This window comes from Enterobacter sp. CP102, from assembly GCF_025152625.1.
GTDB lineage: Bacteria > Pseudomonadota > Gammaproteobacteria > Enterobacterales > Enterobacteriaceae > Enterobacter > Enterobacter soli.
Genome location: NZ_CP104014.1, coordinates 2,737,884 through 2,760,665, shown reverse-complemented (window position 1 = coordinate 2,760,665; position 22,782 = coordinate 2,737,884). Strand labels below are relative to the sequence as shown.

General features: G+C 53.6%; 20 protein-coding genes. 11 read left to right on the top strand and 9 right to left on the bottom strand.

Features of this window, described 5'->3' with window-relative positions; genetic code table 11:
- Positions 1-813, bottom strand: a complete 813-nt coding sequence (gene minD / locus N1249_RS13080; RefSeq protein WP_014070639.1) for a septum site-determining protein MinD — start codon at positions 811-813, stop codon at positions 1-3.
- Between the two features lie 23 nt (positions 814-836).
- The gene (gene minC / locus N1249_RS13075) at positions 837-1,544 is read right to left on the bottom strand and encodes a septum site-determining protein MinC (protein WP_257273324.1); all 708 of its coding nucleotides are present in this window, start codon (positions 1,542-1,544) and stop codon (positions 837-839) included.
- 124 nt (positions 1,545-1,668) lie between these two features.
- Here minC and N1249_RS13070 point away from each other — a divergent pair, with 124 nt between their 5' ends.
- From N1249_RS13070 to N1249_RS13060, 3 genes are all read left to right on the top strand, one after another.
- Entirely contained in the window at positions 1,669-1,944 is a 276-nt protein-coding gene (locus N1249_RS13070) for a YcgL domain-containing protein (protein WP_014070637.1), read from the top strand.
- Between the two features lie 47 nt (positions 1,945-1,991).
- A complete protein-coding gene (locus N1249_RS13065; RefSeq protein WP_257273323.1) occupies positions 1,992-2,651 on the top strand; it encodes a fumarylacetoacetate hydrolase family protein in 660 nt (219 codons plus the stop codon).
- A 93-nt stretch (positions 2,652-2,744) separates the two neighbouring features.
- On the top strand, positions 2,745-3,185 hold the full coding sequence (locus N1249_RS13060) for a YcgN family cysteine cluster protein (protein ID WP_257273322.1): 441 nt from the start codon (positions 2,745-2,747) through the stop codon (positions 3,183-3,185).
- Positions 3,186-3,254: 69 nt separating this feature from the next.
- Here N1249_RS13060 and dsbB read toward each other — a convergent pair whose 3' ends face one another.
- The gene (dsbB, locus tag N1249_RS13055; protein WP_014070634.1) at positions 3,255-3,785 is read right to left on the bottom strand and encodes a disulfide bond formation protein DsbB; all 531 of its coding nucleotides are present in this window, start codon (positions 3,783-3,785) and stop codon (positions 3,255-3,257) included.
- A gap of 143 nt (positions 3,786-3,928) precedes the next feature.
- Positions 3,929-5,467, bottom strand: a complete 1,539-nt coding sequence (gene nhaB / locus N1249_RS13050; RefSeq protein WP_259829921.1) for a Na(+)/H(+) antiporter NhaB — start codon at positions 5,465-5,467, stop codon at positions 3,929-3,931.
- A 201-nt stretch (positions 5,468-5,668) separates the two neighbouring features.
- On the opposite strand from nhaB, the gene fadR reads away from it, so the two are divergent.
- On the top strand, positions 5,669-6,388 hold the full coding sequence (gene fadR / locus N1249_RS13045; RefSeq protein WP_257273320.1) for a fatty acid metabolism transcriptional regulator FadR: 720 nt from the start codon (positions 5,669-5,671) through the stop codon (positions 6,386-6,388).
- 110 nt (positions 6,389-6,498) lie between these two features.
- Here the strand turns inward: fadR and N1249_RS13040 are convergent, their stop codons facing one another.
- On the bottom strand, positions 6,499-8,031 hold the full coding sequence (locus N1249_RS13040) for a SpoVR family protein (RefSeq protein ID WP_166715777.1): 1,533 nt from the start codon (positions 8,029-8,031) through the stop codon (positions 6,499-6,501).
- A gap of 322 nt (positions 8,032-8,353) precedes the next feature.
- On the opposite strand from N1249_RS13040, the gene N1249_RS13035 reads away from it, so the two are divergent.
- A complete protein-coding gene (locus N1249_RS13035; RefSeq protein WP_014070630.1) occupies positions 8,354-9,652 on the top strand; it encodes a D-amino acid dehydrogenase in 1,299 nt (432 codons plus the stop codon).
- Positions 9,653-9,664: 12 nt separating this feature from the next.
- On the top strand, positions 9,665-10,735 hold the full coding sequence (dadX, locus tag N1249_RS13030) for a catabolic alanine racemase DadX (RefSeq protein WP_259829916.1): 1,071 nt from the start codon (positions 9,665-9,667) through the stop codon (positions 10,733-10,735).
- A gap of 55 nt (positions 10,736-10,790) precedes the next feature.
- On the opposite strand, the gene N1249_RS13025 is transcribed toward dadX, so the two are convergent.
- Both N1249_RS13025 and ldcA read right to left on the bottom strand, forming a co-directional pair.
- Positions 10,791-12,524: a potassium/proton antiporter gene (locus N1249_RS13025; RefSeq protein ID WP_257273318.1), complete on the bottom strand. Its 1,734-nt coding sequence runs from the start codon at positions 12,522-12,524 to the stop codon at positions 10,791-10,793.
- Between the two features lie 97 nt (positions 12,525-12,621).
- On the bottom strand, positions 12,622-13,536 hold the full coding sequence (gene ldcA, locus N1249_RS13020; RefSeq protein ID WP_259829914.1) for a muramoyltetrapeptide carboxypeptidase: 915 nt from the start codon (positions 13,534-13,536) through the stop codon (positions 12,622-12,624).
- A 108-nt stretch (positions 13,537-13,644) separates the two neighbouring features.
- Here ldcA and emtA point away from each other — a divergent pair, with 108 nt between their 5' ends.
- A complete protein-coding gene (gene emtA / locus N1249_RS13015; protein ID WP_166715770.1) occupies positions 13,645-14,256 on the top strand; it encodes a membrane-bound lytic murein transglycosylase EmtA in 612 nt (203 codons plus the stop codon).
- 37 nt (positions 14,257-14,293) lie between these two features.
- Here the strand turns inward: emtA and N1249_RS13010 are convergent, their stop codons facing one another.
- Positions 14,294-15,025 (bottom strand): flagellar brake protein, encoded by a 732-nt coding sequence (locus N1249_RS13010; protein WP_257273316.1) that lies wholly within the window; start codon positions 15,023-15,025, stop codon positions 14,294-14,296.
- Between the two features lie 206 nt (positions 15,026-15,231).
- Between N1249_RS13010 and N1249_RS13005 the strand changes: the two genes are divergently transcribed.
- A complete protein-coding gene (locus tag N1249_RS13005; RefSeq protein ID WP_259829907.1) occupies positions 15,232-15,486 on the top strand; it encodes a GlsB/YeaQ/YmgE family stress response membrane protein in 255 nt (84 codons plus the stop codon).
- Between the two features lie 113 nt (positions 15,487-15,599).
- Positions 15,600-17,702, top strand: coding sequence for a TonB-dependent siderophore receptor (locus N1249_RS13000; RefSeq protein ID WP_259829905.1), 2,103 nt, complete (start codon positions 15,600-15,602; stop codon positions 17,700-17,702).
- A 187-nt stretch (positions 17,703-17,889) separates the two neighbouring features.
- Here N1249_RS13000 and N1249_RS12995 read toward each other — a convergent pair whose 3' ends face one another.
- Positions 17,890-19,575: an alpha,alpha-trehalase gene (locus N1249_RS12995; RefSeq protein WP_311202491.1), complete on the bottom strand. Its 1,686-nt coding sequence runs from the start codon at positions 19,573-19,575 to the stop codon at positions 17,890-17,892.
- 356 nt (positions 19,576-19,931) lie between these two features.
- Between N1249_RS12995 and N1249_RS12990 the strand changes: the two genes are divergently transcribed.
- Both N1249_RS12990 and N1249_RS12985 read left to right on the top strand, forming a co-directional pair.
- Complete coding sequence (locus N1249_RS12990; RefSeq protein ID WP_259829903.1) at positions 19,932-21,290, top strand: glycoside-pentoside-hexuronide (GPH):cation symporter; 1,359 nt, start codon at positions 19,932-19,934, stop codon at positions 21,288-21,290.
- Between the two features lie 97 nt (positions 21,291-21,387).
- Complete coding sequence (locus tag N1249_RS12985) at positions 21,388-22,770, top strand: carbohydrate porin (RefSeq protein ID WP_259829901.1); 1,383 nt, start codon at positions 21,388-21,390, stop codon at positions 22,768-22,770.
- The last annotated feature ends 12 nt before the right edge of the window (positions 22,771-22,782 follow it).

The window sequence follows — 22,782 nt, the reverse complement described above, 5'->3', positions numbered from 1 at the left end:
TTATCCTCCGAACAGGCGTTTGAGGAAACCTTTCTTCTCTTCTTCAATGAAGCGGAAAGGACGTTCTTCTCCCAGCAGACGATCAACGGTATCGGCGTAAGCTTTACCTGCGTCTGCCATCGTATCCAGAATAACCGGCTCACCCTGGTTAGAGGCGCGTAACACGGACTGATCTTCCGGGATAACACCCACCAGCTTGATGCGCAGGATCTCCAGCACGTCTTCCATGCTCAGCATGTCACCTTTGTTCACGCGACCTGGGTTGTAACGGGTCAGCAGCAGGTGCTCTTTGATTGGGTCCTGGCCATTTTCCGCACGGCGGGATTTAGAGGCGAGGATACCCAGAATACGGTCAGAGTCACGCACGGACGACACTTCAGGGTTAGTGGTGATGATCGCTTCATCAGCGAAGTAGAGCGCCATCAGTGCACCTGTTTCGATACCGGCAGGGGAATCACAGACCACAAAGTCGAACTCCATCTTTTTCAGATCGTCGAGCACCTTTTCCACGCCTTCGCGGGTCAGGGCATCTTTATCACGTGTCTGAGAGGCCGGGAGAATATAGAGATTCTCGGTGCGCTTATCTTTAATCAGCGCCTGGTTCAGCGTGGCATCGCCCTGAATGACGTTCACAAAGTCATACACCACACGACGCTCACAACCCATGATCAGGTCCAGGTTACGCAGGCCGATATCGAAATCGATAACGACGGTTTTCTTTCCCTTCTGGGCCAAACCAGTAGCGATGGCCGCGCTGGAGGTGGTCTTGCCAACGCCTCCTTTACCCGAAGTAACAACAATAATGCGTGCCATAGAAATTCCTTGTTAAAAAGGGATCAATTCAACGGTTGAACGGTCAACGCGTCGTCTGCCAGTCGCAGACGAGCCGCTTTGCCATAAAATTCGGCTGGGATCTTGTCGCTCAGCCAATATTCACCTGCGATGGAAACCAGTTCCGCCGTCAGGTGAGTACAAAATATTTGTGCATCCCGATCGCCACTTGCACCTGCAAGCGCACGCCCACGCATCATACCGTAGACGTGAATATTGCCATCCGCAATGAGTTCTGCACCGGCGCTGACGTGACTTGTAACAATCAGATCACAGTTTGGTGCATAAATCCGCTGACCGGAACGAACCGGCACATCAATCAATCGCGTTTTTGTGACAGGTGTAACATTCTGCACCGCCGGCGGGGGTGTTTGCTCGGCAACAGGTGCCGGACGTGGGGCTTTTTCTTTGCCTTCTGTCAGAATGGGCAGCCCAGCGCGGTCAATCTCGGCTTTCAGTTCGGCGTCTTTGCAACCGCTGATGCCGACAATGCGCAGCCCGGTCGATGACACTGCCTGCTGGAGAAGTTTCCAGTTAACCGGGGCATCAAGACCACTGACATTGACGACGACGGGGGCGTGCTTCAGAAAAGCGGGAGCCTGCGCGATTTTGTCTTCTAACGCCTGACGAATAACCTCGGGTTTTGCATCATGCAAATGAACCACTGATAAGGTGAAGCTACTGCCTTTAAGCTCGATGGGCGTGTTTGACATCCTGGCCTTACTCAATTTGCTATTAACCACAACGCAGTCGTTGCGATATTCCGAAGAGTATCAGGCATGTTATAGTCAGGAGTATATTGAGGCAAGCAACCACCCGAGAATTCAGAGTAAAAACATGTTTTGTGTGATCTACAGAAGTACCAGCCGCGACCAGACCTACCTTTATGTCGAAAAGAAAGACGATTTCTCCCGCGTGCCTGAAGAATTAATGAAAAGCTTTGGCCGTCCGCAGCTGGCGATGCTGTTGCCGCTGGATGGGCGCAAGAAACTGGTTAATGCCGATCTGGAAAAAGTGAAATCCGCATTAGCTGAACAGGGCTATTATTTACAGCTTCCGCCACCACCCGAGAATTTATTAAAACAGCATCTTGAGGTGAACGGAAAGAAATAGTCCCGGGTAGGCCCGGGAACAACACATCAACCGTTTAGGGGTCGTAAATGTATCAACATCATAACTGGCAAGGTGCATTACTGGATTATCCCGTCAGCAAAGTTGTCTGCGTTGGCAGCAATTATGCGAAACACATTCAGGAAATGGGCAGTGCCACGCCAGAAGAGCCGGTGCTGTTCATTAAACCGGAAACTGCGCTTTGTGACATTCGCCAGCCGCTGGCGTTGCCACAGGGGTTAGGTTCGGTTCATCACGAAGTGGAGCTGGCCGTACTGATTGGCGCAACCCTGCGTCAGGCCTCTGAAGAGCACGTGCAAAAAGCGATTGCTGGGTACGGCGTCGCGCTGGACCTTACCCTGCGTGATGTGCAGGGCAAAATGAAAAAAGCCGGGCAGCCGTGGGAAAAGGCCAAAGGGTTTGATAATTCCTGCCCGATCTCCGGTTTTGTGCCAGTGGGCGAGTTCACTGCTGACCCGCAGGATACGCCGCTTTACCTGAAGGTTAACGGTGAATTCCGCCAGCAGGGCACCACTGCCGATATGATCCACAAGATCCTGCCGCTGATTGCCTATATGAGCCGTTTCTTCACCCTGAAACCGGGTGATGTGATCCTGACCGGTACGCCAGAAGGTGTTGGCCCGCTCAACAGCGGTGACGAACTGGAAGTGAGTTTTAACGGCCAGTCGCTGAAAACCCGCGTGCTGTAAAAGCAACTTGCCGCCTTCTTCGGGCGGCAAAACTTGCATCAACGTGCCAGACTCGTTATAAGGTGCGCTTTCTTTTGACGTGTGGACATCCTGATGAACGACATCCCTTTCTGGCAAAGCAAAACTCTCGACGAAATGACCGACGAGGAGTGGGAATCGTTGTGTGATGGCTGCGGGCAGTGCTGCCTGCATAAGCTGATGGATGAAGACTCAGACGAGATCTATTTCACCAACGTTGCCTGCAAACAGCTGAACATTAAAACCTGCCAGTGCCGCAACTATGAGCGTCGCTTCGAGTTTGAGCCGGACTGCATCAAGTTAACCCGCGATAACCTGCCAACCTTCGAATGGCTGCCGCATACCTGCGCTTATCGCCTGCTGGCGGAAGGTCAGGACCTGCCGACGTGGCATCCGTTGCTGACGGGGTCGAAAGCGGCGATGCACGGCGAGCGTATTTCCGTGCGCCATATTGCGGTGAAAGAGTCAGAGGTGCGGGACTGGGAAGACCACATCATGAATCATCCCAACCGTTGATACGAAAAAACCCGCCGAAGCGGGTTTTTTTATGTGCGCTGCTGTGCAAGCGAAGCGCCGCCGGGCAAATTAGCGCCCAAACAAATCACGTTTCTTCGGTTTGAACGGCTGAGCAATCAGTACCAGCAGCGCTACCACGAAGTAAGCAACAAAAATCCCTACCAGCCACTGAGGCATCTCCAGCGTCAGGAACTCCCACTGACGCACAGAACAGTCACCGGATGCCACGAACACCTGCGGCAGCCATTTATCCAGCGGCAGCCAGCTCGGGAAGCGGGCGGCAAAATCACAGGTCATAAACGGTGACGGATGCAGCTGCATCATAGTGTGCTGCCAGGACAGCTCAATGCCTTTCCAGGCGCTGTAAATCCAGATGGCGAGGCCGGCATAGCGAAGCGGGGATTTTGGCGCAATAGCCCCAACCAGACCCGCACCCATAATGCCGAACAGTGCGCAACGCTCGTAGATACACAGCACACAAGGCTTAAGCCCCATAACATGCTGGAACCACAGAGCGACCATTTCCAGCGCAAAGGCGGTCAGGGCCATCAACAACCACGCTCCGCGACCGCGAGAGCACTGGTTTAAAAATCTCAACATAATCATTTCCCTGGAACATGCTTGGAAAGCGCAGTGTAAACGAATTCGTTTCCTGCGCCACCTGTGCCTTGCGAATTAAAGCGTAATCGGATGTTTATCATGCGAAAACGCAAACGGGCAGCGAACTGCCCGATATGCCTGATTTACTGCGCCGCAAGTATACCTGCTTGTAGCAACCAGTGCGTATAGGGAATGAGGGTAATTTTGACGCAAAGCAATCCCACGAGCGTCAGCACCAGCGTGTAAGGCAGCGCCATCCATACCATTCTTCCATAAGAAAGTCGTATGAGTGGGGCGAGGGCAGACGTCAGCAGGAATAAAAAGGCCGCCTGTCCGTTTGGCGTTGCAACCGAGGGCAAATTCGTCCCGGTATTAATGGCGACCGCCAGAAGCTCAAACTGCCCGGCGCTGATAGCGCCATGTTCCATCGCGGCTTTTGCTTCATTGATATACACGGTGCCGACAAAGACGTTATCCGAAATAGACGACAACAGGCCGTTAAACAGGTAGAAGAGCGTAAGCTGCGAATCAGGAGCAGCCTTGAGCACAAAGGCGATGATCGGCGAGAACAGCTGCTGGTCAATAATGACCGCTACAACCGCGAAAAATACCGCCAGCAGTGCGGTAAACGGCAGGGCTTCGGTAAACGCTTTGCCGATAGCATGTTCGTCTGTCACGCCGGTAAACGACGTGGCCAGAATAATCACCGACAGGCCGATTAAGCCCACTTCCGCGAGATGGAACGCCAGTGCGGCGATAAGCCAGACGCCGATAATCCCCTGGGCGATAAGGCGCAAGCTTTCCTGCCGGGTGCGCTGGCTACGACTTTGCTGGTCAAATTTGCGTAACTCCTGGAGTACCGGCTCCGGGAGTTTGGCTCCGTAACCGAAGACGCTGAACTTCTCGACCAGAATGCAGGTGGCCAGGCCGCAGAAAAGCACCGGTACGCTGACAGGCGCCATGCGCAGGAAGAACTCGCCGAAATGCCAGCCTGCAGCTTTCGCGATGATCAGGTTTTGCGGTTCACCGACCATGGTCATTACACCGCCCAACGCGGTACCGACACCGGCGTGCATCATCAGGCTGCGCAGGAAAGCGCGGAACTGCTCCAGCACCGCACGATTATGTGCGTCGATGTGGCTGTCGTCCTGGAGGTCATCGCCCTGGCGGGATGAGGCAACCCGATGGTAAATACCGTAAAAACCGACCGCCACGCTTATCACTACCGCGACCACCGTTAAGGCATCGAGAAACGCAGACAGGAAGGCTGCGGCAAGGCAGAAGGCGAGTGAGAGCAGCATTTTCGAAGGAATGCTTAACAGCAGGCGCGTGAATATAAACAACAGAAGCTGTTTCATGAAATAGATGCCTGCCACCATAAACATTAGCAGCAGAAGCACTTCAAGATTCGATGCCAGCTCTTCTTTGACATGTTCAGCACTGGTCATACCGATGACCACCGCTTCAAATGCCAGCAAGCCGCCAGGCAATAATGGATAGCATTTCAGCGCCATTGCCAGGGTAAAGATGAACTCTGCCACCAGCAGCCACCCGGCAAAAAAGGGACTGACGATAAAAATGATGGGGTTAACGACCAGAAATACCAGGAGTGCCAGTTTGTACCAGTCAGGTGACTGGCCTAAAAAATTGCGCCACAGTGCGCGCCCAAATGAGATTTCCACTACAGATTTCCCTCTCCATCAAGACAACCAAAGCATTAGTATACGCAAATTCAACACCCGGGAGGGCAATAAGGCCGTATTGTAAATTTCACAAAAATGAAACGCCGATCCCTCTTTTCTCGCGCTGCTGCGCTACCTGCCGGTTCTGGCCTCTGGTATGATGAGTCCAATTTGCTAAAGCTGTGTAATGGAAATCTCACTATGGTCATTAAGGCGCAGAGCCCGGCGGGTTTCGCGGAAGAGTACATCATTGAAAGCATCTGGAATAATCGTTTCCCTGCGGGGTCAATTCTTCCTGCTGAACGCGAACTCTCTGAACTGATTGGCGTCACCCGTACCACGTTGCGTGAAGTTCTTCAGCGACTGGCGCGTGATGGCTGGTTGACGATTCAGCATGGCAAGCCAACAAAAGTGAACAACTTCTGGGAAACGTCCGGGCTGAATATTCTTGAAACGCTCGCGCGTCTCGATCACGAAAGCGTGCCGCAGCTGATTGATAACCTGCTGTCCGTTCGAACCAACATTGCCACCATCTTTATCCGTACGGCATTCCGTCAGCATCCGGACAACGCGCTGGAAGTGCTGGAAAGCGCCAAAGCGGTTGAAGATCATGCCGATGCCTTTGCCACCCTCGATTACAACGTATTCCGCGGTCTGGCGTTCGCATCAGGTAACCCGATTTACGGCCTGATCCTCAATGGCATGAAAGGGTTGTACACCCGTATTGGTCGTCACTATTTTGCGAACCCGGAAGCCCGTAGCCTGGCGCTGGGGTTCTATCACAAGCTGAGCGAGCTGTGCTCATCGGGTATGCACGATCAGGTTTATGAAACCGTGCGTCGCTACGGACACGACTCCGGCGAGATCTGGCACCGGATGCAGAAAACGCTGCCAGGCGACCTGGTCATCCAGGGCCGCTAAAATAAAAAACCTCTCGTACGAGAGGTTTTTTTTCGCCCGGTGGCGCTTCGCTTACCGGGCCTACAAAACCCGTAAGCCGGGTAAGGCGTAGCCGCCACCCGGCAAAAAAACTACAGCGTATTTAACCGTGCCGGGCAGCGTTCCAGCAGCTCCACGCTACCATCTTCGTTTTGTTGCTCCAGCAACACGTCAAACCCCCACAGGCGATGCACATGTTTCAGCACCTCTTTGCGGCCTTTATCCAGCGGCGCGCGGTTATGCGGAATGTAGCGCAGCGTCAGCGAGCGGTCGCCGCGTAAATCCACATTCCACACCTGGATGTTCGGTTCGAGGTTGCTCAGATTGTACTGGGAAGAGAGGCGGGAGCGGATCTCGCGGTATCCCTCTTCGTTATGGATTGCGGAAATTTCCAGATAATTATTCCGGTCATCATCCAGTACGGTAAAGAAGCGGAAGTCACGCATGATCTTCGGCGACATAAACTGGCTGATAAAACTCTCGTCTTTAAAGTCACGCATCGCAAAGTGCAGCGTTTGCAGCCAGTCGGAGCCTGCGATATCCGGGAACCAGTATTTGTCTTCCTCCGTGGGTGACTGGCAAATACGTTTAATGTCCTGGAACATCGCAAAGCCGAGCGCATACGGGTTAATACCGCTGTACCACGGGCTGTTGTACGGCGGCTGGAATACCACGTTAGTGTGGCTGTGGAGGAATTCCATCATAAACCGCTCGGTAACTTTCCCTTCATCGTACAGATGGTTAAGGATGGTGTAGTGCCAGAAGGTGGCCCAGCCTTCGTTCATTACCTGAGTCTGTTTTTGCGGATAGAAATACTGGCTCACCTTGCGCACAATGCGCAGGATCTCACGCTGCCACGGCTCCAGCAGCGGCGCGTTTTTCTCCATAAAGTAGAGCAGGTTCTCCTGCGGCTCAGACGGATAACGGCGCGCCTCCGTCACCGTTTTCTCTTCTTCACGTTTCGGCAGGGTACGCCAAAGCATATTCACCTGGCTTTGCAGATACTCTTCCCGGCTTTTCTGCCGGGCTTTCTCCTCCTGCAAGGAGATCTTCTGCGGACGTTTGTAACGATCTACCCCGTAGTTCATCAGCGCGTGGCAGGAGTCGAGCAATTTCTCAACTTCATCTACCCCATAGCGTTCTTCGCATTCGGTGATGTATTTCCGGGCGAAAATCAAATAATCGACAATCGAGCTGGCATCCGTCCAGCTGCGGAAAAGATAGTTATTCTTGAAAAACGAGTTATGCCCATAGCAGGCATGGGCCATCACCAGCGCCTGCATGGTAATGGTGTTCTCTTCCATCAGATAAGCAATACACGGGTTGGAGTTAATGACGATTTCATACGCCAGCCCCTGCTGACCGTGTTTGTACAACCGCTCGGTTTCAATGAATTTTTTACCAAAAGACCAGTGCGGATAGTTGATAGGCATCCCAACGCTTGAGTAGGCATCCATCATTTGTTCGGAGGTAATCACTTCAATCTGATGGGGGTAGGTATCCAGGCGATACAGTTTTGCCACCCGGTCTATCTCGGCCAGGTAGACATCCAGCAACTCAAATGTCCAGTCGGGTCCATCGCTCAGACGTGTGCTGTCCTTGGATATGGAATCAATAGTAGCCATTAGCGCGCCCTCGTTGTTGGTGCTCTCTCTGTCTGGAGAGCCTCTTTTCAAGCATAGAACAACGCATTCAAAAGCGTGCTGGCGCAGAAATTTTTTCTTTGCGATTTCCCGTTTTTGAAACGGGTGAAAAGCCGCTGTCTGCAATATTTTATGCTGGATAAAAATACCGCGCAGCAGGAGATCCCAAATAAGCCCTGTCCCCGTGTACAGGGGAAGATGTGAGATAAGTCACCATAAAAAAGTCGTATGTTGAATAATATTTTCAACTAGGTTATCAATCTGTAATTAGAAGATTGTTCTTTTGCACATAATGGAGTTGGCTATGCGTGTTGTCATACTGGGAAGTGGTGTCGTTGGTGTAACCAGCGCCTGGTATTTAAGTCAGGCAGGACATGACGTTACCGTTATCGACAGGGAACCCGGCCCGGCACTGGAAACCAGTGCGGCGAATGCGGGACAGATCTCTCCGGGCTATGCAGCACCGTGGGCCGCTCCGGGTGTGCCGCTGAAGGCGATCAAATGGATGTTCCAGCGCCATGCACCGCTGGCGATTAGCCTTGATGGCTCGCAATTCCAGCTCAAGTGGATGTGGCAGATGCTGCGCAACTGCGACACCCGTCATTACATGGAAAACAAAGGTCGTATGGTTCGCCTGGCGGAATACAGCCGTGACTGCCTGAAAGCGCTGCGTGCCTCTACCGGCATTGAGTATGAAGGCCGTCAGGGCGGCACTTTGCAGCTGTTCCGTACCGCGCAGCAGTACGAAAACGCCACGCGCGATATCGCCGTGCTTGAAGATGCCGGCGTGCCGTATCAGCTGCTGGAAGCCAGTCAGCTGGCGCAGGTTGAACCGGCGCTGGCGGAAGTCGCACACAAGCTGACCGGCGGGCTGCGTTTGCCGAATGACGAAACCGGCGACTGTCAGCTGTTTACTCAGCGTCTGGCCGCGATGTGCGAACAGGCAGGAGTGAAATTCCGCTTTAACACTTCCGTCGATAAGCTGCTGTCGGAAGGTGAAAACATCTACGGCGTGAAGTGCGGTGACGAAGTGATTAAAGCCGATGCTTATGTTATGGCGTTTGGCTCTTACTCCACCGCGATGCTGAAAGGCATTCTTGATATTCCGGTCTATCCGCTGAAAGGCTACTCGCTGACTATTCCGGTCAAAGAGGAAAGCGGCGCGCCGGTCTCAACTATTCTTGATGAAACCTACAAGATTGCGATCACCCGTTTTGATAACCGTATTCGCGTGGGCGGTATGGCCGAAATCGTGGGCTTTAACACCGAGCTGTTACAGCCGCGCCGTGAAACGCTGGAGATGGTGGTGGGCGATCTGTTCCCTCGCGGCGGCTTTGTTGAGCAGGCGACATTCTGGACCGGGCTGCGCCCTATGACGCCAGACGGCACGCCTATCGTTGGGCGTACACCGTTTAAAAATCTGTGGACCAACACGGGCCACGGCACGCTGGGCTGGACGATGGCCTGCGGTTCAGGCCAGCTGTTGAGCGACCTGATCTCCGGGCGTACACCGGCGATCCCGTTCGACGATTTAAGTGCCGCGCGTTATCAATCGGGGTTTACCCCATCGCGCCCACAGCACCTGCACGGCGCGCATAATTAACAAGGAGTTGTCATGTCCCGTCCTATTCTGGCTCAGCTGGATCTGAAGGCGCTGAAGGATAACCTCCAGATTGTTCGTCGTGCAGCGCCAGGCTCGCGTGTATGGTCGGTTGTCAAAGCTAACGCCTACGGCCACGGTATTGATCGCATCTGGAACGCGCTCAGCAGCACGGATGGTTTTGCCTTACTGAACCTGGAAGAAGCCATTTTACTGCGCGAGCGCGGCTGGAAAGGGCCGATACTGCTGCTGGAAGGGTTCTTCCATGCCGACGATCTGCCGCTGCTGGATAAGTATCGCCTGACTACCAGCGTGCACAGTAACTGGCAAATCAAAGCGCTGCAAAATGCGAAATTACATGCCCCGCTGGATATCTACGTCAAAATGAACAGCGGCATGAACCGCCTGGGCTTCCAGCCTGAGCGGGTGCATACGGTCTGGCAGCAGCTCCGCGCCCTGCAAAATGTGGGTGAAATGACGTTAATGGCGCACTTCGCCGATGCAGAAAAACCTGATGGTATTGCCGACGCCATGACGCGTATCGGGCAGGCCGCCGAAGGTCTGGATTGCCCGCGTTCGCTTTCCAATTCAGCGGCCACGCTCTGGCACCCTGAAGCACACTATAACTGGGTGCGTCCGGGGATTATTCTGTACGGTGCTTCTCCGTCGGGCCAGTGGCAGGATATTGCCAACAGCGGCCTGAAACCGGTGATGACCCTGCGCAGTGAAATCATTGGCGTGCAAACCCTGAAGGCCGGGGATACCGTCGGTTACGGTAGCCGCTACCGTGCGACAGGCGATCAGCGTATCGGGATTGTGGCAGGCGGTTATGCTGACGGCTATCCCCGCATTGCACCATCGGGCACGCCGGTATGGGTTGATGGCGTTCGCACCGGTACGGTGGGAACCGTTTCGATGGACATGCTGGCGGTTGATTTAACAACTTGCCCGCAGGCGGGGATTGGGTCGCCTGTCGAGCTGTGGGGGAATGAGATTAAAATCGATGATGTGGCCGCTGCGGCGGGGACTATCGGGTATGAACTGATGTGCGCGCTGGCACCGAGAGTGCCAGTTGTGACGGTGTAACATTTTACTCAAATGTAGGCCGGGTAAGGCGAAGCCGCCACCCGGCACAAACCTACTACTCCGCGTCCTCGTCCATCGGCCTTACGCCGACCTTACGCACCGCGTTATCTTCTTTCTCGGCCACCGTCCAGATCATCCCGGCAAACTCCACCTGGTCACCGACAACCGGCGCCGCACCCAGCAGTTGCTGGATAATTTCGCCGAGCGTCTGCTGCTTATCGCGGTACTCAAGCCCCTCATCCAGACCGTAAATCAGCGCGACATCGGCAAATTTGGCGTTGGCTTCCAGAATAAAATCACCGAAGAAGCGCTGATCCAGCGCCACCGGAGGTGACTGGCTGAACAGCTTCCCTAATGCCGGAAGGTCACGCTCGCGGCCAATAACGCAGAGAATATCGCCTTCCCGCAGGCGCGTGCTGCCGGTCGGGTGCAGCAGAATATTATCGCGGAACAGGGCGGCAATTCGCGTTTCGGCAGGCATGTGCAAATCGCGCAGCGAAGCACCCACGCACCACTTGTCGGCGCTCAGTTGATAAACAAACTGTTCCCAGGGGTTTTCCGGGTGAATGTCCAGCCCCACGCGGGAGACCGGCCAGCCGACAGGCGGAACCACCACTTTGGCTTTTTTGGCCGCCCAGCCCAGAGATGTCCCCTGGAATAACAGCGATACCAGCACCACGAAAAAGGCCACGTTAAAGAACAACCGCGAGTTATCCAGGCCCGCCATCATCGGGAACACGGCAAGGATAATCGGCACAGCGCCGCGCAACCCGACCCAGCTGATAAAAATACGCTCGCGCAGGTTGAACCCGCGAAACGGCAGCAGTCCGGCAAAGACCGACAGCGGGCGGGCAAAGAAAATCATCCAGGCAGAAAGGATCAACGCCGGAACGGCAATTGGCAGCAGGTCGGATGGCGTAACCAGCAGTCCCAGCACCAGGAACATGCCGATTTGTGCAAGCCAGGCCAGCCCGTCAAAGTTCTGCAAAATAGCATGGCGGTTGCGAATAGGGCGGTTGCCCAGCAGGAATCCGCACAAATAGACCGCCAGAATACCGCTGCCGTCCATCGCCGTAGTGAGGCCGAAAATAAGGATCCCGCCGCTCAGGGCCAGCAACGGATAGAGCCCTGCAGGCAGGGAGATGCGGTTGATCATTTGCTGTAGCAAATAGCCGCCGGAAAGGCCGATGACAATCCCCAGACCAAACTGCTGCAAAATGTGCCAGGCAAACATCCAGCTTAAACCGGTTTCGTGCTGCTGGATCATCTCAATCAGGGTAATGGTGAGGAACACCGCCATCGGGTCGTTACTGCCGGATTCAATTTCAAGCGTTGAGCCAACACGCTCGTTCAGCCCTTTACCGCCGAGCAGGGAAAAGACCGCCGCCGCATCGGTCGAGCCGACAATCGCGCCAATCAGCAGGCCTTCCATGATGTTGAGATGAAACAGCCACGCCGCCATCATCCCGGTCAGGCCGGAGGTGATAAGCACCCCGACAGTCGCAAGTGAAAGCGCCGGGCCTAAGGCGACCCGAAACGAGCTGGCCTGAGTACGCATCCCGCCATCCAGCAAAATGACCGCCAGGGCGAGGTTACTGATCATATAAGCGAAGGGATAGTTATCGAAAGGAATACCGCCGATACCATCTATACCGGCCAACATCCCGATAGCGAGGAAAATAACAAGAATAGGGATGCCAAGGCGCGAAGAAAATGAACTTAATAAAATACTACAGGTTACAAGGACAGAACCCAGAATGAATAGGCTGATTATCGCTGCGGCATCCAATGTTGTCGTACTCCCACCTTAATGCTGTATCTGTTATTAAAACCCTAACATATTAACGGCAGATACAGCGTTTTATTGCGGTGGTTTAACGGCTTTTTTATGCCTTTATGACCGGATGGCCGCTTATTGTTAGCCGACTGCCCGAATTATCGTGCTTCAGGAAAGCCTGCGCGCCAAGCGGAAGGGTCACCGTTTGTTGTTCATGGCCGAATGCCAGCCCGGTTATCACCGGAATATCCAGCCTGGAGCGGATAAAATCGACCATCGTTTCAAGAGAATAGCCCGCGTCGTACTCATTCGGCGCGGAGCCGCTAAAACTGCCGAGCACGATAGCCGACTGACGCGCAAGAATACCGGCATGATAAAGCTGAAGCAGCATTCGCTCGACGCGGAACGGGTGCTCATTGATATCTTCAAGCACCAGAATGCCGTCATCAATATCCGGCAGCCACGGTGTGCCAATCAGCGACACCAGCATCGCCAGATTTCCGCCCCACAGCTGCCCCTCACATTCCCAGTCTGGCCCGTCGCCTTGCCACTCGATATTGAAGGTCGGATTGCGCAGGGCGCGCCAGAAATGCTCCTGGGTAAAGGCATCAAGCTCTGGTGCGCCAAAATTCCCGGCCAGCATCGGGCCGCTGAAAGTAATGACATTATGCAGTGCCAGCAGGCCAAGCTGGATAACCGTGAAGTCACTGTGGCCGCAAATCAGCAGGGGATCGTGCTGCTGACGTTTGGCCAGCCCCGCCCAGTCGATGCTTTCCAGCAACCGGCTGGCGCCGTATCCGCCTCGCACCGCCAGCACGATGTTATTCTCACCCTTCAGGTTCACCAGACCGTTGATATCATTTAGTCTCTGCGCTTGCGTCCCGGCAAAACGTTGCTGGCGGCGGGGGATAATCGTCTGATTTTCTACCTGATGGCCGGATTCCAGTAAGCGCTGAACGCCCCGCTGTGCCGCTTCCTGGTTAATGCAGTAGCCCGACGGCGCGATGAGATGAAACTGAGACATGGCAATTCCTTGCTGAATGAGAAGCTAATTGTCTATATCATGCCGCTTACACGATGCCACCTTCAAGAGGCAGCGTGACCGCGATGACCGGCTATAAGGATAGATGACGTGAAATTGAGATGGTTTGCTTTTTTGATTGTGTTGCTTGCTGGCTGTAGTACCAAACATGACTACCAAAATCCGCCGTGGAACCCGGAAGTGCCTGTTAAACGGGCAATGCAGTGGATGCCAATCAGCGAGCAAGCCGGAAAGGCCTGGGGCGTGAGTCCGCGTCTGGTGACGGCGATCATTGCGGTGGAGTCGGGTGGTAATCCGACCCTGGTCAGTAAATCCAATGCGGTGGGGCTGATGCAGCTAAAGGCGTCGACGGCCGGGAAAGAGGTTTATCGCTATATGGGATGGAGCGGGCAGCCATCGACCAGCGAGCTGAAAAACCCGGAACGTAATATCTCAATGGGGACGGCGTATCTGAGCATTCTGGAACACGGCGTGCTAAAAGGCATCGAAGATCCAGAAGTGATGCAATATGCGCTGGTGGTCTCTTACGTGAACGGTGCGGGCGCGTTGCTCAGGACATTCTCATCTGACCGGAAAGAAGCGATCGACGAGATTAACGGCATGGATAAAGACGAGTTCTTTGAACATGTGGTGAAGAATCATCCGGCACCACAGGCCCCACGTTATATCTGGAAAGTTCAGAAAGCGATGGATGCCATGTAATGCCGTCGTCGGGCGGCGGTCTGCTGCCCGACATCTGTCACAGGACTTTGTTGGCTCTTTCCCGCGCTTCGCGTTCCAGTGAAAAAATAATGCGCTGAAGTTCCCGCTCTGCACCTGGCCCGACATTCAGAAAACGGAAGCTCAGACGCGGGGTGGTGATGGTTTCGTTCTTGCTATCAACCACTTTGCGCTCGCTGATAGCAATCAGCTGGGCATCAAAATAGAACCGCCCCCAGCCGCCCATATCCAGCTCAATTTGCGAAAAACGCATTCCTTCGACCAGTCCGTCGGGTTTTGGCGTGTCCATTAAAGCGCCCATCCCGCCGAGGGACAGATCAAACAGGCGGAAGCGAAACTCTTTCTTATCCGGCATTCGCGCCTTGCAAAAATAGGCCGGATGAAGCGGGGCGCTGATACGAAAATATTCGCGGCGTTGCACAAACCACAGGTTAGTCGGCAAGGGTGTGATAAACGCAGGAAGCCCCTGGAATTCACCCTGTGTCAGTCGTGGCAGCACAAACTCTACTTTTGCACCCTGCGTTTCAGCCATCACTGAGATATTTTCTGCCCGAAGTGCCGCGCGGTTTTCGTACTCCTGGCTACCCAGATCGATGACCAGGCGCTCCGGCGAGGCTTCGAGGATTTTGCTGATAAACTGATTGGTTGCCCAACTGATGCGCAGTGGCACCTCACCTTTTTGCAGATCGCGTAATACCCCTAATACAGCCAGCGGATTTTGTTTCAGGAACTGCTCACTGTAATTACTCACGCCAGATGGCTCCTCGATGTGTGACAGACTGTCTTTGAGTTATCGGCAGCCTGAAATGAAACTTAATACAAACCGGTGAGTTTTTTTCATGGCGGCAGTAATTTAAGTCGGTGAGATGAAATCGGTTTTATGGCTTTAGCCTATAATTAGAGTACATGTGCAGAAGGTTTTCTGCGTATGCGTTAAACCTGCAAGAGGGCATCGCTATGGGTATCATCGCCTGGATTATCTTTGGTCTTATTGCCGGCGCTATCGCCAAACTTATCATGCCGGGGCGTGATGGTGGCGGCTTTATTTTGACCTGTGTCCTCGGGGTCGTTGGTGCAGTTGTTGGTGGCTGGCTGGCAACAATGTTTGGCCTCGGAGGTAACGTGAGTGGTTTTAATATGCACAGTTTCCTGGTTGCCGTAGTGGGCGCCATCGTGGTACTGGGCGTGTTCAGGTTACTCAGAAGAGCATAAGAACAGTGAAAAACGGCTCTCTCCGGAGGGCCGTTTTCTTTGGTGGTATTGATTTGTTTATGCAAATGATAATAATTGTCGTTCCTAATATCATTTAATAATAAGACGACAATATGATCACTTCGCGTTTTGCGTTATGTGCGTTGGCAGGAGCCGTGACGCTGGCATTGCAGGGAGCGGCTTTTGCCGAAGAATCCACAATTGTAGTTACGGGGGCAACGCAGGGCGATGCGCTGCCGGTCTGGACGAACAGTGCCACCAAATCTGCGGTGGCGGAAAGTAAAACCCCGCAGGTCATCAATACCCTCTCTGCACAAGAGATTGAACAACGCCATGCGAAATCGGTGAACGAGATCCTGCGCTATGCGCCGGGCGTGTCGACCGAGGTCCGTGGTAATACGTCGTACATGAGCGAGTATAAAATTCGCGGCTTTACCGTCGACCAGGAGTTCTACAACGGTCTGCAACTTCCTTACAACGTCACCGGCAACACCAAAGCGCGCATCGACCCGCTGCTGATCGAGAACGTCGATATTCTCAAAGGGCCATCGTCAGTGTTGTATGGCGGGGGCTCTCCGGGTGGTCTGGTGAATATTCAGGGCAAGATGCCGCAAAAAGAGGCGAAAACCGAGCTGGGCTTTACCACCGGTAACCGCAATCTGAAAGAGGGATATCTCGATTCGACCGGGCAAATAGCTGACAGCGACTGGAATTACCGTCTGTTGGGTAAAGCCACCGAAAATGACGACCAGCCGCACACCACGCGCTATGAAAACTATCTGGTGGCGCCGTCCGTGACCTGGCAGCCAGACAGCAACACGCGCCTCACGATTGATGCTCTGGCGCAAAACACTCCGAGTTTGTCGCCGTCTAACCCGCTGCCGTTAGCCTATCTGCGCTCTGAGTATGCCGGACGTCGTGATTATGCCGGGGACGAATGGAGCGGTTTCAAACAGCGGCAATGGATGCTCGGGTACCACTTCGAACATGCCTTCGACAGTGGCTGGGGCTTCAGCCAGAAAGTGCGTTATTTCGATGTGGATACGCATCAGCGCAGCGCCTATTCCACCGGGCAGGGAAGTGAAGTGTATGAACTTAACCGCTTCGCCTATACCACGGATGAAGACCTCCAGAGCTTCAACATGGATAACCAGGTCACCAAAACGGTAACCCTCGGTGAGTGGCAACATCATCTGCTGGCGGGGTTCGATTACCAGAAGCTGAACTCCCACTTCCACTATCGCTACGCCTCTGCCACACCGGGCATCGATATGCGCGACCCGGACTACTCACAAATTCATGAAAGCGAGCTGGGTTTATATACCGCGCAGAAAAACCGCCTGAGCTATCAGCAGGACGGTTATTACGTGCAGGATCAGGTGGTCTTTGGCGGGCTTAACCTGCTGGGTAGCCTGCGTTATGACGATTACCGCTCTGTGACCACCAACTACCTGCAAAACGGGGATAAAGCGTGGGTTTCACAGGATCGTGTCACCAAACGGCTGGGCGCGCTGTATGCCTTCGACAATGGTATATCGCCGTTCATCAGTTACTCCGAAGGATTTGCCCCGGTATCGCCGCAAGGCACGCTGACGGCCCGGGACGTCAAGCCAACGACCAGTAAGCAGGTGGAAGGCGGGGTGAAGTATCTCATGGAGGATTTCGCGACCACGCTGACTGCCTCGGTATTTAACATTCGCCAGAAGAATGTGGTCACAACCGATCCTGGTTTCCTGAACTATCGCCAGACTGGCGAGGTTGAATCTGAAGGTGCGGAGCTTTCAGCAACCAGCCGCCCGACGGACAACCTGACGCTGGTGGTCAACTATGCGTATACCCACGCGATTAACACCGAAGATGATAAGTACAAAGGCAAACGCCCGACCCAGGTGCCGGAGAATGCGTTTAACCTGTGGGGCGATTACACCTTCGACAGCACGCCGCTGAAAGGGGTGAATATTGGTGCCGGTGCCCGCTATACCGGGCCAATGGAAATTTCACCAGCCAACGATGCGGGGAAATTGGGTGGCACCACGCAGTATGACCTGGCGGCGTCTTATCGTATGGGCGAGCTCCTGCCGTCACTTGCGGGGCTGACGCTGAAGATGAGCGCACAGAACATCACGAACAAAGAGACGCTGACCTGCTATGACGCCAGCAACTGCTGGATAGGCCGCGACCGCACCTGGCAGCTGGGAGCAAGTTACAGTTTCTGATGATGGGTCTGATGCCCGGTGGCGATTTTCTTGCCGGGACCCCGGGTTGCCAGGGTGGTGGCGGAGAGCCACCCTGGCACGTTCACGAGTAATGTAGTGACAGAGTAGCAAGGAACATAAAGTGAACGGAATGACCACTTCAGCCGTATGTACCCCTCACTCCACCACAATCCCCGACAATCACCACCTACTGCGCCGCACTTTTCGCTGGTGCCGCGACCTCCTCATTTGCCGCAGGCTGATTCACCGGCACACTCTCGCACGGCTTCTCTTTCGGACACACCAAATCCAGCATTTTCAGCGTCACGCCGTTCGTCCAGCCGAAGCCGTCCTGCAACGGATACTCACCGCCACCACCACCTGTGCCAGTAGTAGAAACATCATACTTCTCAACCAGTTTCTGCTCGCGATCGTAGGTATGCTGAACATTTTTCAGGAACCGCCAGGTCACATCCATGGCCACCTTGTCTTGCCCGTAATTCTGCAATCCTTCCGTCGCGATCCACTGTAATGGCGCCCAGCCGTTTGGTGCATCCCACTGTTGCCCGCTGTTGATCGTGGTCGTCGAAATGCCGCCGGGTTTTAACAGTCGCGCAGAGGCCGCGGCCGCCACTTTATCCGCACGTTCCTGCGCCGCCGCTTTCACAAACAGCGGGAAGAGTGCGGCAGCGGTCAGCTGATTACGTACCTTTTTGCTTTTCAGATCGTAATCGGCGTACCAGGCCTCTTTTTCATTCCACAGATGGCCCTCAATGGCTTTCTGGCGCGCGGTTGCCAGGGCGTCATATTTTGTCGCACTAGCCGTATCCCCTGCGTCCTGGCTGGCTTTGGCCAGCAGTTTTTCCATCTTGTACATCAGCGCGTTAAGATCGACCGGCACAATGCTGGTGGTGCGGATCGTGCCGAGCTTTTGCGGATCGTCCATCCAGCGGGAGCTGAAATCCCAGCCGGAGGCGGCAGCGGAGCGCAGATCGCGATAGATCTCCGTTGCCGGGCGGTTAGGGTTATTTTTCGCGGTGGTCACATCATCAAGCCAGGACTCCGGACGCGGTGTATCCCGGTCGTCCCAGTAGCGGTTAAGGATGGTGCCGTCGTCCAGTTTCACCACCCGCTTATTGGCCTGCCCCGGCTGGAGTGCGTCCACGCCGTCCATCCAGTACCGGTACTCCTTTTCCATCTGCGGGCGGTATTTTTTCAGCGCGTCGCTGTCGTGCGTGGCTAACAACTCAACCATCAGTGCGAAGAACGGAGGCTGGGAGCGGCTCAGGTAATAGCTGCGGTTGCCGTTCGGGATATGCCCCCAGGTATCAATTTCATAGGCAAAGTTGTCCACCATATCGTTGATTTTGTCCCAGTGGCCGCTTTCCGCCAGGCCGAGCATGGTGAAATAGCTGTCCCAGTAATACACCTCGCGAAAACGCCCGCCGGGTACCACATAAGATTTTGGCAGCGGCAGCAAAGAGTCCCATTTGCTGGCTTTGTCAGTGGTACGCGTCAGTACTGGCCACAGCCCGTCGATATGTGCGCGCAAACTCTGTCCTGACGGCGGAATGTACTTTTCGCCTTCCATCGGCAGGGTAAAGTTCATTTCCACAAAATGCCGCAGGTCGAAGCCGGACTGGGTGTGCTGCATCCGGTAATCCGCCAGGATAGTCAGGGGATCGCTTTTAGGAACCGCATCGGCAAAGGTCTTTTGATCGGGAAAGAGTTTGGCGCTCTGGACATCGTTAAAAAGGGGCCCGAGCAGTATGTCAGGGGGCGTCGACTGGCCAGTAACCTTGTCTTCCGCGTAGCCAGATAAGGTTACGCCCAGCAGTGCACCGCCAAGTGCGAGCGATAAAAGTGTAGGGTGGCGCATATGAGGTTTTATCATCGGTTCTCTCCTGTATTTGCTGAGCAGCGTGACCGCTGTCATCAACCACGTGAAAACCTTAGACGAATATTGAGAGGTTCGCGTGTTGAATATCCCATTTTTCGCAGACTCAGACAATTTACCGTTGCGTTGAGGGTCACATCGGAATAATGGAAATATTGACCGGAGAAATAAGTAAGACATTATTTAATATAAAGGGGAGGGCGTTCTTGCGGTCATTGCATTTTTTTAATTGTCAGGATCACATAAAGCAAAAAACATAATCTTGTAGTGAAAAATCATAATGGATAATCGTACGCCTCTCAGCGAAATTATCGCCGACAACAGAAACCGGTTTCATTAAATGAGGTGAATCTATGGCGGCGACAGAACGAATTCCAGTAAAAGAAAAAATAGGTTATAGCCTGGGGGATGCGGCGAGTCATATTGTATTTGACTCGTCAGTGGCTATTCTGGCGTATTATTACACTGATATATACGGCCTGCCTCCTGCAGTAATGGGGACAATGTTCCTGCTGGTCCGATTATTAGATGCGATAACCGACCCGATAATGGGAGCCATTGCGGATGCCACGTCAACGCGTTGGGGGCGTTTTCGCCCGTGGCTGTTAGCTATTTGCATTCCCTTTGCGGTAAGTTGCGTGCTGGTGTATTCCATTCCTGACTTTACCGAAACCGGGAAAATCTATTATGCCGTTGGGGCGTATATTTTTATGACCCTGATGTATACCGCCATTAATATTCCTTACTGTTCGCTCGGTGCGGCGTTAACCTCCGACCCGCGTGAAAATCTTTCGTTGCAGTCCTGGCGTTTTGCCATCACCCCCATCGGTGGCGCGCTGGGCACGGCCTGCATTCTGCCACTGGCGGATTATCTTTTCCCGGGCGATCGCGCCACCGGCATTCAGGTGGCGATGGGGATCTTTGGCGTGATTGGCTGTCTGATGTTTCTGGCCTGTTTTCTCACCACCAGAGAGCGGGTTCAGCCCATTAAAGAAGAGAATCTGAATATCGCTCGTGACGTTAAGATCCTCTTTCGTAACGACCAGTGGCGCATTTTGTCGGTCTATAACTTTATGATGCTGGTCGCAGTGGTGATCCGCGGTGGCGCCGTGGTGTATTTCGTCAATACGGTGCTGAATAAAGGGGCGGACATCATCTCCTTCTTTATGCTGGGTGGAATGCTGGCCTCGATGTTTGGTTCGGTGCTGGCGCAACCCTTCGGGACACGTTTTTGTAAGGTGAAACTGTCGTTCTGGATCAATATCCTCAATGCCGCCCTCGGCGTGGTGTGCTTCTGGCTCCCGCTGGAGTTCTGGATAATGCCGTTAATCGCCCACGTCCTGATTCAGATAGTGCAGGGTGGAAATGGGGCATTGCAGTGGTCAATGATTACCGATGCAAATAACTATGGTGAATGGAAAACCCAGCGTCGAATAACAGGGATGAATGTTGCTGCCAATATTTTTGTCATTAAATTGGGTGTTGCCGTCGGTGGCGCAATTCTGGGATGGGTTCTGGCCTGGTTCAACTATGAATCAAACAGTGAAATACAGTCTGATTCCGCCGTGCAGGGCGTTATTCTGTTATTCACCCTCATCCCATCGTTGTTTTATTTACTCACGGCATTTTCCATTAAATTTTATGGACTGACTGAAAATGTGATGAACGGTGTAGTCCGTGATTTGAATAAAGGTGAATTCGCGAAGGAATAAAATAACGATTGATGTATTAAACCGGTAATACAGTCGTATTACCGGCATAGGGTAGTACAACTCAGGACGTAATGAATAATTCACGAGGATGGAATCCATGAGAGTTAAGGCTATTGCTCTGGTCATTAGTGCTTTTTGTACCACAAGCGCTTTCGCAGCAAAAAATACCCCAACCCTGGAAGAAAAACTGGCGAAACTGGAAGCTCGCCTGGAAAGTGCAGAAAACCGCGCGGCGCAGGCTGAAGCGCAAATTCAGGCTCTCCAGCAACAACAGGCTGTTACCGCGCAGAAACCCGCAAGCGTTAATGTGGAATCAGCGGAGCCTGTAACGACACCCGCTATACCAAAACTGACGTTATCAGGTTATGGCGATATTAAATTCTACGGTGATGTGGAATTTAATATGGATGCGGCCAGCAAAACCGGCAGCCTGACGTCAATGAAAACGACGGCCAATAAAGACTGGGCGCCTGGCAGCAACGAGCGCTGGGATATCAACGGCCGCCTGCTGCTCGGTTTTGACGGTTATCGCCGGATGGATAACGGTAATTTCGCCGGTTTCTCCGTGCAACCGCTTGCCGACCTGACCGGTAAAATGAACCTTGATGATGCCGTGTTCTTCTTCGGAACTGAAAACGACTGGAAGGTAAAAGTGGGCCGCTTTGAAGCCTACGACATGTTCCCGCTGAACCAGGACACCTTCATCGAGTATTCCGGCAACACGGCAAACGACCTTTACAGCGATGGCTATGGCTACATCTATATGCTGAAAGAGGGGCGCGGGCGTAGTGACAGCGGCGGTAACTTCCTGCTCAGTAAAACGATGGATAACTGGTATTTCGAGGTCAACACGCTGCTGGAAAACGGCAGCACGCTGTTCGTCGATCAGCAGTATCACGGCGTTGATCTTGATAACGACAAGAACGTGGCTTATGTGCGTCCGGTCATCTCATGGCAAAGCGGGGGCTTCTCAACCGCCATCGCGATGGAGAGCAATCTGGTGAACAACGCTTATGGCTACCGCGATGCATCCGGCAAATGGGTAGATCAGTCCGATCGTACCGGTTACGGGCTTACGATGACCTGGAACGGCCAGAAAGCCGATCCGGAAAATGGCACGGTGATCAACCTGAATACGGCCTACATGGACGCCACGGATGAAAAAGACTTCACGGCGGGGATCAACGGGTTATGGCACAAGTTAGAGCTGGGTTATATCTATGCGCATAACGAGATAGACAAATTTGACACCGCCAGTTTTAACGCCGACTGCGACAACGACTGCTGGATAACCGATCCGGGCGATTACGATATCCATACCGTTCACGCATCCTATCTCTTCGATAACGTCATGAAGATGAAGAACTTCAATATTTATCTGGGTGCGTATGCCTCCTGGGTTGAAGCGCATCCAAACCAGGGCGACGGTAATAACGACTCCCGATACGGTGGCCGCGTACGCTTTAAATACTACTTCTGATAGCGCCTGACA

Bases quoted from the DNA above. Each gene is read 5' to 3' on its own strand.
- minD (WP_014070639.1), bottom strand. From the start codon at position 813: ATGGCACGCATTATTGTTGTTACTTCGGGTAAAGGAGGCGTTGGCAAG.
- minC (WP_257273324.1), bottom strand. From the start codon at position 1,544: ATGTCAAACACGCCCATCGAGCTTAAAGGCAGTAGCTTCACCTTATCA.
- N1249_RS13070 (WP_014070637.1), top strand. From the start codon at position 1,669: ATGTTTTGTGTGATCTACAGAAGTACCAGCCGCGACCAGACCTACCTT.
- N1249_RS13065 (WP_257273323.1), top strand. From the start codon at position 1,992: ATGTATCAACATCATAACTGGCAAGGTGCATTACTGGATTATCCCGTC.
- N1249_RS13060 (WP_257273322.1), top strand. From the start codon at position 2,745: ATGAACGACATCCCTTTCTGGCAAAGCAAAACTCTCGACGAAATGACC.
- dsbB (WP_014070634.1), bottom strand. From the start codon at position 3,785: ATGTTGAGATTTTTAAACCAGTGCTCTCGCGGTCGCGGAGCGTGGTTG.
- fadR (WP_257273320.1), top strand. From the start codon at position 5,669: ATGGTCATTAAGGCGCAGAGCCCGGCGGGTTTCGCGGAAGAGTACATC.
- N1249_RS13040 (WP_166715777.1), bottom strand. From the start codon at position 8,031: ATGGCTACTATTGATTCCATATCCAAGGACAGCACACGTCTGAGCGAT.
- N1249_RS13035 (WP_014070630.1), top strand. From the start codon at position 8,354: ATGCGTGTTGTCATACTGGGAAGTGGTGTCGTTGGTGTAACCAGCGCC.
- dadX (WP_259829916.1), top strand. From the start codon at position 9,665: ATGTCCCGTCCTATTCTGGCTCAGCTGGATCTGAAGGCGCTGAAGGAT.
- ldcA (WP_259829914.1), bottom strand. From the start codon at position 13,536: ATGTCTCAGTTTCATCTCATCGCGCCGTCGGGCTACTGCATTAACCAG.
- N1249_RS13005 (WP_259829907.1), top strand. From the start codon at position 15,232: ATGGGTATCATCGCCTGGATTATCTTTGGTCTTATTGCCGGCGCTATC.
- N1249_RS13000 (WP_259829905.1), top strand. From the start codon at position 15,600: ATGATCACTTCGCGTTTTGCGTTATGTGCGTTGGCAGGAGCCGTGACG.
- N1249_RS12995 (WP_311202491.1), bottom strand. From the start codon at position 19,575: ATGATAAAACCTCATATGCGCCACCCTACACTTTTATCGCTCGCACTT.
- N1249_RS12990 (WP_259829903.1), top strand. From the start codon at position 19,932: ATGGCGGCGACAGAACGAATTCCAGTAAAAGAAAAAATAGGTTATAGC.
- N1249_RS12985 (WP_259829901.1), top strand. From the start codon at position 21,388: ATGAGAGTTAAGGCTATTGCTCTGGTCATTAGTGCTTTTTGTACCACA.